This window comes from Chryseobacterium pennipullorum, assembly GCF_003384725.1.
In the GTDB taxonomy this organism is placed as follows: Bacteria; Bacteroidota; Bacteroidia; order Flavobacteriales; family Weeksellaceae; genus Chryseobacterium; species Chryseobacterium pennipullorum.
Map to the genome: position 1 here is coordinate 23456 of NZ_QNVV01000022.1, position 17780 is coordinate 41235.

The following is a 17780-nucleotide window of genomic DNA, read 5'->3' on the forward strand; positions in this document are numbered from 1 at the left end:
TGGTTTCATGGTAGTCTTTGGTTATTGTATTTTTGGTCGAACTTATCTTGTGTGGTAAAGATGAATGCAAAAAAATCTATTAAGGCAATAAATGCAGGAATAAATGTCCAACAAAATAGCAGATAGGCAAGGCCCATGATAGTTTGTCCCAAATAGAATCTGTGTATACCAATGCCACCAAGGAAAAAAGATAGTATGGCAGCAGTATTTTTATCCTTCTTATTTTTAGTGACAACCTGGATGCTTTTCTGTTCTTTTGCTTTTAACAGACTAATCTGTTCCGGTGACATTGCTGTTAAGTGGGCAAGGTAATTGGTAATATTTACAATGTGATTATTGGCATGGGTAACCTCATGGGATTCGTTAAAAGTCCCCAGCTTTCTCCTGACTTCAATATTGATCTCAGTTTTCTGATCCGAAAAAGAGTTTAGCTGAATATCTATATAAACTCCTAAACTCAAAAATTCATAAGATTCGTAGGTGTATTGATTGAAAATTTCGTTAGATGAAAACAACCGATATTTTGAGTTGAGAAGAGTAATGTTTTTTGCTGACTTTCTTATTACGTGTAGAGAACAGTCAATATACAAAGTCTTTTTTGGATTTGGAATTGCAAATACAGCCATATGAAAGGGTTAATAGTTTTCCAGTGTTTTGTGTAGCTCTTCTCTGAAATTATAAATTTCATCAAGATTGTTTAATAGTACTTTTTCTCCCGAATCTTTACCATTATGAAATGTCTCAATATACTTGTTTACCGTATTGAAGTGGAGTCTGCAAAGAGGTTTTCTGTTATTGTCATCAAGTAAGATCCCAAAATAAGATAAGGTATCTCGGTATACAATTCTTGTTGATGGAATTTTTTCGCGCATAATTGCTTTTACGATTTGAAATCCCTCAAGTTCTTCTTCTGTTGTCACAATTTTAGAATCATTGTTATGATCAACAGATTGAGCTGTTTTTACCTCTTCATCATTCTTTTCAATTTGTTCATTAATATTTAATGCTGATTTAAGTCTGAAACTAATAGATTCATTGATGGATGTTGTCAATGCTTTTTTAGTATATTCCTTAAATGAAATCATCCTGTTTGCTGTAATGGGTTTTTCAAAGAACCTGCTTACTAAGAGCTTTACAATTTCATCGGATGGAGTTTCTATTTCTTTTTCGAATTCTTTTCTTATGGCTTTAATGTATTTTAGCGCTTCAGCAGAATCCAAAATACTTTCCAGATTGTAATCTTTTTTGGTGAAATTTTCGAGTATTTTGATAGAGCTGTCTTTCAGGTCCTCAATATTGATGGTGAAAAAAGGTTTTTCGTCCATAATATTAGGTTTTTCAAGATCTGTGTAGAAATTATAAATGATCCCATTGGTAAGTACTCCAAATCTTGTTTTAGATACATGGTAATACCTATGGAGCTGAGAATTGTGAGCATCTGCACTTTCTTTCCAGTGTTTACACTCAATAATGAAAATGGGTTCGTTATTATTTCTAATTACATAATCAACTTTCTCTCCTTTTTTGGTTCCGATATCACAAACATGTTCAGGAACCACTTCTGTAGGATTAAAGATGTCATACCCCAGAATTTGTATAAAGGGCATTACAAAAGCATTTTTTGTTGCCTCTTCTGTACAAATCTGATCTTTTAATCCTGATACTTTTTGCTGTAACTGCTCAAGTTTGATTTTAAGGTCCATTGCTTTGATTTTTTATACTCCAAATGTAGAACCCTTTAAAAAGCAATCCTTACGGTTTTCCGTAAAAACAAAAAACCTTTCGGAAATCGAAAGGTAATAGTTTTGGTTGTCAATAATTTATATAATGCCCCAATCCTTACAATGGGCAATTAACTGTTCATTGTTTACTACACCCAGTGATTCTTTAAGGTTATTCAGCGCCTTTTCTACACTACTCAGACTAGATGGCTTTATATTATTTTCCTTCAGATAGTCCGGGATGTGTTTTTGAATCATCCCTTTAGAGAGTAGAGTGACAAGTATTTTGTCAAACTTGGTAAAATCGTAGGCGTTTTTGTTTTTAATAGCAGCTTTTATATTGGAAGAAACATACTTTTCGTTATTATAAACAGCTTTTATTGCCTTTTTTAATTCCTTTATATCTTCTCTTCCTTTAGAAACAAAACCATTGATTTGATGAACTGTGAATAGATTTTCAATAATGTCCGGCCTGCTTTCAATGGAAAATGCAATGACTTTAATGTTTGGAGCATCGTTTTTTACAGCATTAATGAGTTCTCTTCCATTTGTTAAACTTTGTTCCCGGTGATCTGTGTCAAATGAGAGATCAGTAATTAATAAATCATAATAATCTTTTTCCCGTATGCCTTTTTTTACCTTCATCCACGCGTCATCACAATAATGAACATTATCTATGGTTTCAATTTTTAATTCTTCAACGGCTTTCTGAACGGAAATATTAAAACTTTCGAAGTCTTCGGCTATTAGTACTTTTTTGAACATAATTTTATTTTTTTGCTGGAAATGAAAGGTTTATTTTGATTCCCTTTTCTGTTTTCGTCTCAAAATTAATTGTTCCTTCTATTGAATTTATACGGGATTCCGTATTTTTCAAGCCATTTTTAGGCGAATGTTCTTGCATTCCCACTCCATTATCTGAATAGGCAATGGTTATCGTATTATTTTCCCTCTCGAAATCTATAATAACACGATCTGCTTTACTATGCTTTTTCATATTGGTCATGAGCTCCTGGAGAATATAAAAAATTTCAATTTTAGTAGTTTCGGATGTCCCATTCCATAGTTCTTCTTCATTTCCTATTATAGGAACTTTGATAATGTCTGAGGAATAAGATTTCAACATTTTAGAGAGTTGGCTTGAAAAATCTTTTTCTAAAGCAATATCTTTATCTTCATAGGAAATATCCCGGGAAATATGATAAATACTTTCTAATTTATCTAACAACTCGTTTTTGTTAACGTATGGGGTATTTTCTACTTCAGACATGACATGATAAACTTTATTAGCAACTTTATCATGAACCTTTTTTGAATATTTAAGAGCTGTATTTTTTACTTCAAATTTTAAACTGATTTGTCTTTTACGGAACCATATAATAATGATAATTGATAAAATTAATGCGACGATAAGCAGTAAAATATTATTTTGTTTTTGAGAATTATCTGCTTTTAGTTTTTGGTTATCTGCATTACTTTTTTCACTATCATATTTAATATAGGCAAAGCGGTTACTGTAATTGTTTCTACTCAACTGAATACTATCTGATAGATTTTTATATTGATTAAATAATTTCTTAGCGTTGTGGGGAGTGTCTACAATCAAAATTTTTTCAAGAGCTTCTAAACGATCTTCAGGGCTTTTATTTTTGGTAGCCGTGATCAGCATTTGTTTTGCATAAAAAAGGGATTTTTCTGAATTTTTATCTTTATTGAAATCAGAAAGATGAGAGTAACTTGAATTCATTCCCCATGTATCATTTTCTAATTCTTTTGTTTTTAATATTTGTTCCAAGCTAGCCTGCGCATCGTAGGTATTATCTAATAACCAGTGAAAATATTCTCTATTGTCTTTTATGGTATATACCGTATTTTTTTTCTGTATTGAATCCAGTGAGATCTTGTCCAGGATTTTTAATGCATTTTTGTAGTCCTTTATTTTGGAAAATGCAACAGCCTTATTATTAAGTATCCTTGCTTTTGTATCATATTCTATGCTATTGTCAGATAACGTTTTATCAGACCACTTAATTGAGGCTAAATATTCTTTTTGAGCAAATTTGATATTGGCCATTGTTCCATATAACGAATAAAAACTCGGATCATTTTCTTTCATATAAGTAAGAGCCTCAACCAGCGTTTCCTCAGCTCCCATATAGTCTCCGGTATTGTTCTGGATATTGGCTTGAAATATTAAGGCCTTCGAAATATTGGAAGAATCATAGGACAGTTTATAATAGAAGATTGCTTTCTGAAAGTTTCTGTATGATTCAATATCATTTTTCTGGAATAGCTCTGCTCCTTTTGTATAAAAAGAGTCTCCAATTACAGTATTTTCATGGATGCCCTTGTCCTTTTTACAGGATAAGAACGTGAAAAATATAAAAACAAATAAAAATCTTGCCATCCTCTAAAATAAAAAAAACCACTCAAAATAAGAGTGGTTCGTGATTTTATTTTTTTGGAGGTAAAATCGGAAGTGTTTCTCCGCCTGTATCTCCCGGGTCAGGAGTAGGAACTATTCCTGCATTTAATGTTATGGGTGGAATCTGGCCACCATCCTGAGTTGTTACTGTATTGTCATTATTATTGGGGAATGCTAAGCCAAGTAGCATTAATATAAACTGGATCATTTCCTTAAAATTTAAAATTTGAGCATTTCTGTAGTTGCCAGTGAAACCGATCACGGGTAGAGCTACACGATTAAAAAATTTGAAGCGCTTCTAAATTTTTGGGAAGTGAACCTTCAAAAACGGAGGAGAAACATCTGCTTCCCAACCCGGAGTTTTCCTCCGTTTTATCCGGTGATTTTAAAATCAGTTTTGTAAATTTGTTTTTGTAATGTTTTGTTTATCACTGATTTTCTTATGACAAAGATGCGACAAGATGAGACGCATAGGTTAGACAAAGAATAGACATCGATAGACAGAAAATGGACAGGATTGTGTTACGGTAATCCGTAATGTGGTATGAGTGATAATCATCTATTTTGTAAAAACTCAAAAAACGATATATGTCCAAGAAAAAACTACTCATTCAGGAAGTCTTTGATAAAGCAAGGGAAGACTTTCCAAATAAAAATTCGAAGAGCGGACTGTCTTCGGAGCTATCTGATTTTTTTGAGAGTAACCTGAAATTCGTTATCCACGAAAAAACATTTACACGTTATTATGACGCTTATATAGGTAATGGCAAAGAGATGGATATTAAGGATATTGAAATTCTTGATAAGCTAAGCCAGTATTTAGATTTTAAGGATTTTGTAGATTTTACGAAAAATTTTGCTAAAAAAGAAGAAACGGGAAGGTCAACAAAATTGAAAATTGATGTGGATGATGAGGAATTGTTATCTGAAAATGTAGGTAATAATATCAGAATTATTATCAATCAGCACTTTAAAATGCCAGAGTTTCTAAAGCAGAACGGAATGGGTATTATGGAAATCAGTTTTCTGATATGTCTTGTTACGGGGAACGTTTTATTTTCCAATAACAGAAATGAAAATTCTAATCGAATATCTCCTTTAAGCTTTATGTCTAATGGGAAACCGGCTATTGAAAAGAAATATATGTATTGGAACGGAGAAAGGTATCTGGCTACAGACAGCAGCTATATAAACCCAGGGGTTGATATTGTAGCCATGAATGTTCATAAGCTTCTGTATTTTAAGAAGATTTTGCGAAAAGATACTCTGACTGATTTGAATGCGGTAGGAAAAACCTGGTATTCGAAGTATAATAATGAAGTGGTATTTTTTACAGATGATGGAGTAGATCCTGAGAATGGTAGAGAGTTAAGAAAGTCCACCCCTCTTATTATTTTTAAATATGCTGGAAAACAGAAAGATTCGGTAGTATTAGAAGAGTAGTGTAGCGCATAAAAAAAGCGAAGATTTCTCTCCGCTCTATATTATTCTTCGTTAATCATTCCGAGTTCTCCGAAATGCTTTTTAAATTTCTGGATCTTTGGTCCTACTACAGCGCTGCAGTAAGGCTGTGTTGGGTTTTCATTGTAATAGCCCTGGTGGTATTGTTCTGCCGGCCAGAATTTCTCAAAAGGAGCAAGTTCGGTTACGTAGGTTCCCGCCCATCTTCCTGACTTCTGAGAAGCTTCGATTGCTTCTTCAGCCTTTGTTTTCTCAGCATCATCTTTATAATAAATGACGGAACGGTATTGGGTTCCGATGTCATTACCCTGTCTGTTCAGTTGGGTAGGATCGTGCAGGAAGAAAAATACATCCATCAGCCGTTCGTAGGAGATTACAGAAGAATCATAAGTGATCTGTACCACTTCTGCATGACCGGTTTCACCTGTACAGACCTCCTCATAGGTAGGATGATCTTTATGTCCGCCGGAATATCCTGAAATAGCAGATTCTACTCCTTTCAGCATATTAAAGCAGCTTTCTACACACCAGAAGCATCCACCACCAAAAGTGATTTGCTTAAAATTATTGTTGTCCATTTTGGTAATTATATTGTTTTATACTCTTTCCAGATTCGGAAAAAGCCAATCAAAAGTATGAAAAAACTTTTTTATTGAGCATCATTTTTACTTCTTAAACTCTAATTGCTATGATAGATTTTGCAAATGTTTTTTAGTTAAAGATTTCGCGATAACTGCAACGAAAAAAAGCATCCCAAAAGGATGCTTTATCTTATGCATAAGAGCCATTCAGCTTATTTTTCCCAGACTAAAGCACTTGCTCCCAAAATGGCAGCATCGGCTTCGTCGAGCTCACTGAATACTAATTTTACTTTATTTCTGAAGATAGGAAGAAGGTTCCTTTCCATATGAAGCTTTGCCGGCTTCAGGATGAAATCTCCCGCTTTGATCACCCCGCCAAATAGAAGAATCGCTTGTGGTGACGAGAACATGACAAAATTGGCCAATGCCTCACCCAGTTTTTGTCCGGTATATCTGAAAACCTCGATAGCAATAGGATCTTCTTTCATCGCACATTCGTATACTGTCTTGGAATTGATTTCGTCCTCAGGATATTGATTCAGCATAGATTCGGGAAATTCTGCCCTCATTTTTTTGGCAGTGATGGTAATCCCCGTTGCAGAGGCGTAAGCTTCCAGGCTTCCTTCGGAGCCTGTACTCCAGTGTTTTCTTCCGCCAGGTTTTACAATGGTATGTCCCAGTTCTCCTGCAAAACCATCATGGCCATAGATCAGGTTTCCGTTGGCTATGATTCCGCTGCCCACTCCCGTTCCCAGGGTAATCATGATAAAGTCTTTCATTCCGCGTGCCGCACCGAAGAGCATTTCCCCCAATGCTGCTGCATTGGCGTCATTGGTCACTTTACAGGGTAGATTGAACTTTGCAGTCATCAGCTCAGCAAAAGGGATGACCCCTTTCCAAGGCAGATTAGGAGCAAGTTCTATAGTTCCTTTGTAATAGTTAGCATTGGGTGCACCTACTCCGATCCCGTCAAAATGCCGTACTGCGCCATGTTTTTCCATTAAAGGCTGTACATGTTCATATAAAGCATCGATGAAATCTTCAACTTTGTCATAGGCATCGGTTTTCAGGTTTCCTTTATCCAGAACTTCTCCACGATGGTTTACGATTCCGAATTTGGTGTTGGTTCCGCCGATGTCAACGCCAAGGGCAACTTGTTTTGATAAATCTATTAATGACATTTCTATGATTAAATTCTAGAGGCTAAAAATATAAAAAAGATTGTATTAATAGATTATTAACTAAGCTTTATTTAATGCCTTAAGCAGTTTTTAACGGTTTTTTCTTTCTTCTTCCCCACCAGATCATGAATCCTGTTACCGGAAGTGAAGCACAGATAAGACTTACAATAAAGGCTATGATTTTCGTTGGAAGCCCTAAAATAGCACCCACGTGAATGTCATAATTGGCATTAACTACCTTTTCTCCGAAGTTTTTATCTTTTGGATCACGGGTGTGGAGCAGATCTCCCGAATTTTCATCAAAAATCAGGCTGCTGCTTTTGTGGTAAGAATAAGAAAGATGTTTCACGTACACCTCAAAGTTGGGATGTTCATGATCATCCATATGTTCATGGCCTAAATCTATGGCGAAACCATAGGAGTCAGGATATTTTTCTTTTACGGTATTGATGATTTTGTCCAGAGTGGTTTCTGTTCTCAATTCTATCGGAGCCTTTGTTTTGATGTGTGAAAAATCCGGATATTTGGTTTCCCCACCGGAAAATACTACATAAATCATGGCCTGAACTATGAAAAAGGCGTAGAACAATCCTGTAATGGAGAATATCAGTGCGAAAATAGAGGCGTAGAAACCCAATACGTTATGAAGGTCATAATTCTTTCTTTTCCAGCTTTTGATATTTTTCCATTTGAATCCAAGACGTTGTTTTCTGGCAGCTTTATTTTTAGGCCACCATAAAATAATTCCGGTGATCAGCATAATAACGAAGATAATAACCGGGATCCCTACCACGTAAGTTCCCCAGTCCTGTTTTAGCAGAAAACTCCAGTGGATCATTTTTACAATATTGAAGAACCCGTTCTTTTCGTCATACACCCTCAGGACCTTTCCGGTATAAGGGTTCACATAAGCCTGTTTGTAGACCGGAAACTCATCGAAATAGTTCCATGCATCTGTATTGTGTTCATACCAAAAGAACATATAAGACATTTTTTTGTCTATAGGTATGTTGACCCAGTGGACCGGATACTTTTCGTTAACCTGCTCTGCAACGGTTTTCTCCATGACTCTGATAGGTAGAATCTGCTTTTGCTCAATATTCTGCTCATTGTGGTACATCACATCTTTACGGGTAATGTTTTCTATTTCGTCTTTGAAAACATACAATGCCCCTGTAATGGAGATGATAAAGATCAGAAAACCAATCCCCAGTCCAAACCAAAGATGGAGCTTCGCGGACCATTTTTTAAAGAAGCCCGGTTTCTTTTTATGATGATGTTTTTTCTGCATATGGAAAATGAAAGTTTTGCAAAGATAAGCTAACTTTTTATTTAGATTAATTAAAATTTGTATTCAACCATGAAGGTTCCTCTCCTTCCCGGAGCATTGATGAACTCACTGTCTCTTGCTGTCCACCATGCAATGGCTGGCTGATATTTTTTGTTCAATACATTTTCAATTCCCAAAGACAATCTCCAGTTATTGTTAACTTCAAAGCTTGCCTTGAAATTAAAAACAGTGTATTCTGGTACATAGCCTTCACCATAAGAATATAATCCGGTTTTTACGTTAGGATTAAATCTGTTTTGGGTAAATGAATGAAGCATATCGACCCCTAAAGATAATGTAGGGATAGGTCTTGCCTGAATATAAGCAAGCACCTTAGGAGCTGAAATTCTGCTGTTGTTGATCTTGGCAGAATAATCTCCGTCATCCTTCAGAGACGTAATTCCTTCCATCCAGCTGTAGCTTCCGCCAAACTGAATCCATTTTGCGGGCGTAAAATGTAGAAAACCTTCCACCCCGTACACGATTTCCGGTGATCTCTGGATCATCAATGCTCTGTCCGGACTTTGTACAAATGAAGCCCCGAGCTTGGAAGTACTTACATAGGATGTCAGCTCATAATTAAGCCAGTTCGACAGTTGCCCTGTTGCTCCCAATTCATAATTATTGACGATAATGGGTTTTGTCTCAAGACTTTTAATGGTTTCAGAAGTGGAGGTTCTTAAAATTCTTCCCAGCTCATTGATGGAATAGGCCTGTGAAAAGCTTGCAAAAAGGTTGATATAAGGCTCGATATTGTAACGAACCCCAATGTTTCCGACCAAAGCATTATAGGTAAGCTTACCCCCTTCTACCGGAATACTTTTTGTAAATGTTCCATCACTTTTAATGACAGAAAGAGTATTAAAATCATCCACATTTACTTTGATGTTTTCATAACGAAGTCCCGCTTTGAGGGTCAGTTTCTTCAACAGGTCAACTTTGGCCAATACGAAGGGTGCGATATTGGTCATGCTCATATTAGGAGTCCAGAACCTTCCGTCCTCCAGTTTTTGTACCGTTTGGTCGTTCAGAATATCTGCTCCATAGATGATTTCTCCCTGAGAGTTGGCGGTATTCCATAGCTGGGTATCAAAATTGAACCGGGCGCCTGTTTTTTTTGAAAGCACGTTGGATTGGCCACCATTAAAAAAAGTATCGCTATATCCGTAGACGGTTTTAAAATCCTGGTAATAAAGATTAATGTTCAAGGAAGTTCCTGCAAACAAGTTTTTATTGTCATAGCTCACCCTGATGTTATGATTCTTTGGTGTTCCCTGAGGTGTTGTTTCAAGACCTCTTCCAACCCCATCACCAATGGTGGGCTTAATGCCGTACTTTCCGGTGCTGAGACCTAAATTAAGATCGGACCTTGAGGAATAGCCGATATAAGATGCTTCAATTCTTTGATTGTCATTGATAGTATAACCCAGCTTCAGTAATCCGTTGTAATTGTCCATTTTGGCAGTACTGTAGGTGGGGCTAAGATATATGCCGTCAGCGTCTTTCATGTATCCTGTTCTTTCGTACGCCAGTGAAAGGGTGTAATCAAACCTGTTGACCTTACCCGATAAAAGCTGGCTGGCTCTTACGCCTAGTGTTCCTCCATAGGATTGTCCGGTAAAACCAACCTGGGATATTCCGGAAATTTTTTGGTCTGTTTTATTCCTTTTGGTGATATAATTGATGATTCCTCCATCAGCACCATTTCCATAAATGGCCGATGCTCCTTTAATCACCTCAACTCTTTCAATGGCCGAAGGATCTATAGATCTAAGATCTCTGGCTCCGTTACGAAGTGGGGTAGACTGTGGGATTCCATCAATCAGGACCAGGACCTGGCGGCCTCTCAGGGTTTGCCCCGTATTGGAAGTCTGCCCTGAGTTGGTCCCTAAGCTGGGAACCGTATATTGCAGAATACTGGTGATATCTGAGTTGACCGTCAATTGAGACTGAATCTGCTTTTCTCCCACTATTGTAATGGAGCTGGGTACCTCTTTGATATTCTCCTTTTTTCTGGAAGCTGTCATCACAACCTCATCCACATTCTGGGTTTGTAAAGTATCTTTTACCTGGCCAAAAGCCATTGTAGTTCCTAAACAGGCAGCTGATAAAATCGCTTTTTTCATTATATTTTCTTTCCTTGTTTCTTTCTTTTTCCCCACCATACCAGAAAGCCGGTAACGGGGAGTGAGGTGCAGATAAGGCCTGCGATAAACCAGAGGATCTTTCCAAACAGTCCGAAGTAAGATCCGGTATGGATGTCATAGTTGGCATTCGCATATTTTTCTGCGGCCCTGAGTTTGTGATGAGGTTTATTGGTGAGTAGTTTTCCTGAGTATTTGTCGAAAGTAAGCAGATTCCGTTCACTGAATCTTCCTTCCTGTCCATATACCGTGACCGGAAGGTTTTTAAGCTCCTTTCCTTTTTTATTTTTTCCGTTGAGTGTAATCCTAAAGCTGGATGACCCTGCGTACAGTTTTTCTGCCTGCAATGCGGCTATATCAAAAACAGCATCTTTTTTTGCGACCATAGAATCCCGGGACTTGATTTCCTTTTCTTTTGGAAGCTCCCAATAGCCGGATATGGCAAGATTAAAAGTATTTTTCACATACGGATAAGCAAAGTAAATCCCTGTGATACTCATTATTAAGGCAATGAACGAGGCATAAAACCCCAGAACATTGTGAAGGTCGTAGTTTTTTCGTTTCCAGTTTTTTACGTTTTTCCAATTGAACCAGAACCTTCCTTTTCTTGCGTTTTTATTTTTTGGCCACCACAGAATAATTCCGGTAATCAACATGACGATAAACAATACAGTAGGAATTCCGATCACATAAGGTCCCCACTCGGAATTCAGCAAAAGTCCCCAGTGGATATACTTCAGGATATTGAATACATCATACTTTTCATTATACACCGCAATGATTTCTCCTGTGTACTGATTTACATATACCTGCTTGTTGATGAGAACCTGCTGAAAATAATTCCATCCCTTTTTGCTCTTTTCATAATACAAAAAACGGTAGGATTTGCTTTTGTCTAAAGGAATTTCAACAGAGCTTACTGGATATGGCTCGTTAAGCTCCAAGCTTATCTTTTCACGAAGAATATTGATGGATAGAGGCTTTGAATCGATGTTCTTCTGCTTTATATAAATTGCTTCCTTACGAAAGCTGTTCTGGACTTCATCCTTGAAAATATACAGCGTTCCTGATAGAGAGACAATAAAAACAATAAGCCCAACGGATAAGCCCAACCACAAATGCAGCTTGGCAGACCATTTCTTGGTAGAAGAAATTTTCTTTTTATGGTGCTTTTTCTTCATAGCAAAAAAAAGCTAACCCTCCGGGAGGGTTAACTTTTTATAGAGTATTAAAATTTGTATCCGATTGATAATCTCCAGTGACGAGGAGCATTGTAGATCCATGCATATTCACCTCCGTCACCTCTATATCCGCTGTAAAGCTTTTTGTTAAGAACATTGTTCAGCATAAAGTTGACATCAAATTTTTTGGCAACATAGGAAACTCCAAGGTTGGTATCAAAATAATCGGGAAGGCTTTGATCTTTTTTGGCACTTACACCAAACCAGGATTGTCTTCCTCCCTGATACTGATATCCTGCTGAAATTCCGAATCCGTTCAAAACTCCATTTTGAAATCTATAGTTGATCCATGTATTTTGTACATTTTTCGCATTTCCAGGAGATTGTACTCCAATTCTTAAAGGATCGGTGTCTTTGATAGTCTTTGCATCTGTATAAGCATAATTTATCACAATGTTCAATCCTTTGATGATTTCTCCTTTGATATCAGTCTCGAAACCTCTTGCTCTTTGTTCTCCTGAAGCAATTTGGAAAGGTACCCCGCCATTTTGTTCTTTAATTCCGGCAACAAGAATATTTTTTCTTCGGATTTCATATACAGCAAAAGTAGAATTCCATTTTCCTCCAAACCAGTCTTTTTTCAATCCAAATTCAATATTTTGTCCTTTAAAAGGATCTGTAATCTGAGTACCACCAATTCCTAAAGCAGATTGTGGGACAAACGTTTTATCAAAGATTCCATAAGCAGAAAAATCGCTCAGGATAGAATAACTAATTCCTACTCTCGGTGTGAATTCTCCTGCTTTATTTCTTGGAACTACATTTCCTTCCGAATAATATGGGTATCCGGCATAAGTGGTGCCACTTGTATATCTTCCTGCTAATGTTAGTCTTAGCTTATTATTAAACATTTCAATCTGGTCCTGCACATAGTATGAAGTATACTTTACCCCTTCATCATCATAAAACGGAGCTGATGAGTTTAGCGTGTAAAAGTCTGAAGAAGGAAGTTTTGAAGGATCTACGCCATAATTCACATTATAAATGTCGATAGGAAATGGTCCTCCTGCAAAAGATGAGAAGTCTGCATTATATTTTCGGTCTCCGTAATCAAATCCTGCAATTATTTTATGTACAATATCTCCTGTATTAAGCTTTCCTCTCACATACGTCTGGAAAATATGATTTTTTCCTTTCGCTTGCCAGTTGCTTACTGTTCTGTTTAGAACATTTTTGTTGTTAGGGTCAAAAGTTCCCCACCATGAACCACCGTCATAATTGAGATTCATATAAGCATACTGTGTACTCCAAACCCAGTCTTTGAATAGCTTTTGGTCTAAACTTAAGAATAAGCTTTGGTCTTTTACTTCTGTCTGTTTAAAGTTAGGATCATTGAAATTGGTGTGTACATTTAATGAAGCGTATCCATCATTAGACATCAAATAAGCCCCTGGCTGATTAAATTTTAAGTACTGATAATTATATTGCGCCGTAAAGGTAGTGGTCTTTGTCGGTCTGAAAGTAATCGATGGAGCAACAATTATTTTGCTGGTTTTATCATTTTCTACCCAAGATTTATTGGAACTTCCCATTAAATTGATACGATAATCTAAAACACCGTCTTTAACAAGAACTCCATCCAGATCCGCTTCCCCTCTAAAAAGATTATAGCTTCCGGTTGTGAAACGAACACTGTTGGCAAACTTTCCTGTAGGTTTTTTTGTCACAACATTATAAAACCCGGCAGGGTCTCCCATAGAACCCATAAATCCGGCAGGGCCTTTTACAAACTCAATTCTGTCAATAATGGCTGCATCGGGATTGATAGGTCCCCAGGTAGAAGATACATTCATCCCATTCATGAAGGTAGCAATACTGGCTCCTCTCATGAAAACATTGGAATACACATTATCCCAGTGCTCTACTTTTCTGGCACCACTCACGTTACGGACAATGCCCTCAGACATGTTCAATGTAATCTGATCTGCAAGAACCTGTGAACTTACAGACTGTACGTTCTGTGGAAGTTCAAGAATCGGAGTCTGGATTCTTAACGAACCTGAAACCTCGTTGAGCTTGTATTTCTGATAATATCTTCCGTTAACAACTACTTCTTCAATATCGTTGGATTTGATGGTGTCTCTTCTTTCCTGTGCAAAACTTAACATGGATGTTAATAATGCCGCTCCTATAGTTATTCTTTTCATTGTTTATTAAAGGGAGTAAATTACTCCTACAGTTTAAAATTTATAAGTGAAGCTTCCTAATACATTAGCTAGAGCCTGAGCATTGGCCGTCGTATATCCGCTCCAGTAATGTTCGTTGGTAAAGTTGTCTACTTTAACACCAACTCTGAATTTTCTGGTGTCATAAAATGCATTGGCATTCAGTACCAGGTATTTAGGGAGGATGAAAGTTCCCATTGTTGTGGAGTTAACAATTTTATTGTCGCTCGCATAGTTTCCTCCAACACCGAACCCAAGTCCTTTTAATTTTCCGTCAAGGAATTGGTAGCTTGCATTGAAATTAACCAACCATGGAGATGATGCCGTAGCGGGTCTTCTTCCGATAACCGTTTCATCAGCTTCTGTATATTTCATATCGTTGTAGCTTACTCCGGCAATTACAGAGAACCCTTTGATCAGATAAGCGTTTGCTTCCAATTCTACTCCCTGGCTTCTCAATAATCCAGCCTGATTTTGTACAGCCTGTCCCGTTCCTGTCATTTCACCGGTACCCAGAAGTGTATTTTTTACCTGAATATTGTAGTAGCTTAAAGTCGTAGTAACTCTTCCTTTAATAAGGTTTGTTTTTATACCTCCTTCAAACTGATTGGCTCTTTCGGGAGTTGAAAGAGTGACATTCCCAGCCTTGTCTGAAGTATAATATCCATTGACAGTAAAACTATTCTGGTAATTTCCAAATACGGATAGTTTTTCAGGAAGAATTTGGTAAACAATCCCAAATTTTGGTGACCACGCTCCCTGGCTATATGAATCGGTAAGTATTTGTCCGGTTTGACCTCCTTTAAAATGTACACTTTCATATCGTAATGAAGTAAGGATATTAAGGCCTGTTATTGGTGTAATTACGTTAGAAATATAGCCACTGTATATATCCTTTTTACCAGAACTTATATAGGTGGATTTTTTTTCAAAATCCGGCTGATTTCTCAGATTATCATACATTGCTCCCAATGTCTGCCCGTTCATATTAGTATAATCTGTACCTGTGAACGGAACCCAGTCAAAATTGGTAAACATAAAGTATTGATTGTCATTTAATCTCATATAATCGAAACCTGCTACAGTTCTGTTTCTCACGCTTCCGATGTTGAAATCAAAATTGAAGTTCTGCTGAACCTGGAAATACGTTCTTTTGCTGTCTTTAGTAGACTGGTCAGCTCTTACAATTCCCAATTCTGTCTCTGTAGGAATTCCTGTTACCATTCCTTTCGGAGCAAAATAGAAATATGGATTAAATCCATCTGAGTAAGAATATGAGGTGCTTACATTGGTAGAGGATTTGATGTGCTCATTAATCTTATAGTTAACCTGTCCAAAGAAGTTTCTTGCTTTACCAACAGTTTTAAGACCTTCTCCGGTGTAAGATTGCTTATAATCATAACCAAGTTTCTCCAGTTTATCCATACTGTCTGCACCAAGCTGTGCACTCGGAACATAAAAGAAGAAAGCTGTTTCAGGATATGAATTGGTTTCAAACATTTCCAGTTCCGCATTGATCTCCAGATTATCCGTAGGACGATAAGTAATGGATGGGGTAAATGCATAGAAAGAATTCTTTGCATTGGTTCTCTGGAAGGTTCCCTGGTTTGTATAAGCTGTATTTAATCTGAATAATAATTTTTTATCTTTTGTAAGAGGAGCATTTACATCTGCCTGTACTCTGTAGTAGTTATAGCTTCCTCCTGCCAGAGAAACAGCACCTGCAAAAGTTTCAAATGGTTTTTTGGTAACTCTGTTGATAACACCTCCGTAAGATGTCACATTACTACCAAATAATGTGGCAGAAGGTCCTTTTAAAACTTCAATTCTCTCCACATTAATAGCGTCCATAGAAGTTGTAATAGGAGCGACCATCCCATTTCTGATGGAGTTCCCAGCTACAAAGCCTCTTAAATTAAGAAAAATACCTCCGTCTCCAGCTCTGTTTGTGGCACTCCACATCTTCTGTGCTCCGGCAACATTCCTGAAGGCATCATCTACAGTAAATAATAGTTGGTTTTCCAATATCCCTTTATCAATTGAAGAATACACTTGTGGATCTTCTATAGCTTTTAAAGGCATCTTATTGGAGTATTCACTGTCTTTCTTCACATAAGTATTGATGATTACTTCATCAATACTTTTAGTTTTCAGAGTGTCTTTCTGCTGTGCAAAAAGAATTATGCTTGAAAGTATAGATACACTTAGTATTATCTTTTTCATTGGATAGGATTATTTATAATAGTGTTTAATAATCAAAAATAAAGGGACTGAAAGTGTTAACCATCCTAATATATCCCATATGCCATCGCCCAGTAATGCTGCAATTAATCCGAAAATGGATAATAGAGCCAATAGGATAGGCATTCCCCAAAGTTTTAAAAAGGTTCTTTTCATTTTAAATCTCTTTAGGGGTTAACAATCTCTGCTGCTGTTTTTCAGCCTTTCTTCTCGCGATCCACAGGTACAGACCTGTGATAAGAACAAGGATTGTAAAAACATCAAAAACAGTCCAAACAACCTTTAGAATCATTCCCCCATAATTTCCAAAATGAAGAGGCTCAGAAATGAAAAGAGCATTCACATACCAGGGCATATCTCTGGAATCTGTAACGGATCCTGTTTGGGCATCTATAAGTACGGGTTTCAACAGTTTTGAGGTCAGTTCCGTATTGCCACGCATAAAAACTGCGTAATGGTGCTTACTGGTAAAATCTGTCCCGGGAAAAGCTATTACAGAGACTTTCATATCTTTTATGGTATTCTCTGCAGATCTTTTAGCATCTTCCAGTGAACTGAAATCACCTGTCAACGGTTTCTGGTTTTTGTAAGGGGCTGTCATTTCAGCAAGTTGCCCTTGCTGCCAAAGTCCAACAATGACATCGGAAAGGGTATTGATAATTCCTGTAAATCCTACCACAACCATCCATGCTGTGATGGCAATTCCCAATAAATTGTGTGTATCCAGCCATTTAAGTCTCTTTGATTTGTTTTTACGAACCATTCCGAAATCATACTTCTTCATGATTGGGCCATATAAAACAATTCCAGATATAATGGAGATCATGAAAAGTATTCCCATCAGTCCTAAAAAAAGTTTTCCCGGAATTCCGAGAAACATATCTGTATGAAGCTTAAGGATAATATTCATTAATCCGTCTGTTCTTGGAGCTCCTAAAATCTCGCCGGTGTATTCGTTTAATACTAAATATTTGCTTTTTTCGTAAGGAGCATTGGGCTTATCTACAACATCAAAAAGAACTTTATTTTTTTCGTTTTCATCCCAGAAAACATATCTTACCTTCTCTCCAGGGTATTTTGATTCTGCTATTTGAGCAAGTTTATCTAAGTTTAATTTATGAGTATTCTGAGCTAACGCTTCTTTATTGTCTTCCAAAAAGTGTTCAATTTCTTCATGAAAGATCAGCGGTAACCCTGTTATACAGAGATACAGTAGGAAAACGGTACAGATTAGGCTCGTCCATTTATGCCAATTAAACCAGCGTTTTGCAGTTTTTAGCCTCATGAAGC

General features: G+C 36.9%; 15 protein-coding genes. 1 reads left to right on the forward strand and 14 read right to left on the reverse strand.

From position 1 onward, the window contains the following. Nucleotides 1-5 precede the first annotated feature (5 nt). From DRF67_RS21860 to DRF67_RS18725, 5 genes are all read right to left on the reverse strand, one after another. Complete coding sequence (locus DRF67_RS21860) at nucleotides 6-626, reverse strand: TM2 domain-containing protein (RefSeq protein ID WP_228435859.1); 621 nt, start codon at nucleotides 624-626, stop codon at nucleotides 6-8. A gap of 9 nt (nucleotides 627-635) precedes the next feature. Beyond that, nucleotides 636-1703: a type I restriction endonuclease gene (locus tag DRF67_RS18710; RefSeq protein WP_115929824.1), complete on the reverse strand. Its 1068-nt coding sequence runs from the start codon at nucleotides 1701-1703 to the stop codon at nucleotides 636-638. Nucleotides 1704-1820: 117 nt separating this feature from the next. After that, complete coding sequence (locus DRF67_RS18715; RefSeq protein WP_115929825.1) at nucleotides 1821-2486, reverse strand: response regulator; 666 nt, start codon at nucleotides 2484-2486, stop codon at nucleotides 1821-1823. Nucleotides 2487-2490: 4 nt separating this feature from the next. Further along, complete coding sequence (locus DRF67_RS18720) at nucleotides 2491-3876, reverse strand: tetratricopeptide repeat-containing sensor histidine kinase (RefSeq protein ID WP_123912782.1); 1386 nt, start codon at nucleotides 3874-3876, stop codon at nucleotides 2491-2493. Nucleotides 3877-4174: 298 nt separating this feature from the next. Next, complete coding sequence (locus DRF67_RS18725; RefSeq protein WP_123912784.1) at nucleotides 4175-4354, reverse strand: hypothetical protein; 180 nt, start codon at nucleotides 4352-4354, stop codon at nucleotides 4175-4177. A gap of 380 nt (nucleotides 4355-4734) precedes the next feature. Between DRF67_RS18725 and DRF67_RS18730 the strand changes: the two genes are divergently transcribed. Continuing rightward, entirely contained in the window at nucleotides 4735-5589 is an 855-nt protein-coding gene (locus tag DRF67_RS18730) for a hypothetical protein (RefSeq protein WP_115929828.1), read from the forward strand. A gap of 41 nt (nucleotides 5590-5630) precedes the next feature. Here the strand turns inward: DRF67_RS18730 and msrA are convergent, their stop codons facing one another. The 9 genes from msrA to DRF67_RS18770 all read right to left on the reverse strand — a co-directional run bounded on the left by msrA (nucleotide 5631) and on the right by DRF67_RS18770 (nucleotide 17775). Beyond that, nucleotides 5631-6185, reverse strand: coding sequence for a peptide-methionine (S)-S-oxide reductase MsrA (msrA, locus tag DRF67_RS18735; RefSeq protein ID WP_115929829.1), 555 nt, complete (start codon nucleotides 6183-6185; stop codon nucleotides 5631-5633). Nucleotides 6186-6400: 215 nt separating this feature from the next. After that, nucleotides 6401-7369 carry an ROK family protein gene (locus DRF67_RS18740; protein ID WP_115929830.1) on the reverse strand — a complete coding sequence of 323 codons (969 nt, stop codon included), beginning with the start codon at nucleotides 7367-7369 and terminating at the stop codon, nucleotides 6401-6403. 79 nt (nucleotides 7370-7448) lie between these two features. Continuing rightward, nucleotides 7449-8660, reverse strand: coding sequence for a PepSY-associated TM helix domain-containing protein (locus tag DRF67_RS18745; RefSeq protein ID WP_115929831.1), 1212 nt, complete (start codon nucleotides 8658-8660; stop codon nucleotides 7449-7451). Nucleotides 8661-8710: 50 nt separating this feature from the next. After that, the gene (locus DRF67_RS18750) at nucleotides 8711-10825 is read right to left on the reverse strand and encodes a TonB-dependent receptor (protein ID WP_115929867.1); all 2115 of its coding nucleotides are present in this window, start codon (nucleotides 10823-10825) and stop codon (nucleotides 8711-8713) included. Further along, nucleotides 10825-12024, reverse strand: a complete 1200-nt coding sequence (locus tag DRF67_RS18755; RefSeq protein WP_115929832.1) for a PepSY-associated TM helix domain-containing protein — start codon at nucleotides 12022-12024, stop codon at nucleotides 10825-10827. The genes DRF67_RS18750 and DRF67_RS18755 overlap by 1 nt, the downstream gene beginning before the upstream one ends. Before the next feature lie 47 nt (nucleotides 12025-12071). Then, nucleotides 12072-14231, reverse strand: a complete 2160-nt coding sequence (locus DRF67_RS18760; protein WP_115929833.1) for a TonB-dependent siderophore receptor — start codon at nucleotides 14229-14231, stop codon at nucleotides 12072-12074. A 33-nt stretch (nucleotides 14232-14264) separates the two neighbouring features. Further along, nucleotides 14265-16472 carry a TonB-dependent siderophore receptor gene (locus DRF67_RS18765; protein WP_115929834.1) on the reverse strand — a complete coding sequence of 736 codons (2208 nt, stop codon included), beginning with the start codon at nucleotides 16470-16472 and terminating at the stop codon, nucleotides 14265-14267. Nucleotides 16473-16481: 9 nt separating this feature from the next. Continuing rightward, nucleotides 16482-16646, reverse strand: coding sequence for a hypothetical protein (locus tag DRF67_RS21620; protein ID WP_165851837.1), 165 nt, complete (start codon nucleotides 16644-16646; stop codon nucleotides 16482-16484). Between the two features lies 1 nt (nucleotide 16647). Further along, a complete protein-coding gene (locus DRF67_RS18770; protein WP_115929835.1) occupies nucleotides 16648-17775 on the reverse strand; it encodes a PepSY-associated TM helix domain-containing protein in 1128 nt (375 codons plus the stop codon). Between the last annotated feature and the right edge of the window lie 5 nt (nucleotides 17776-17780).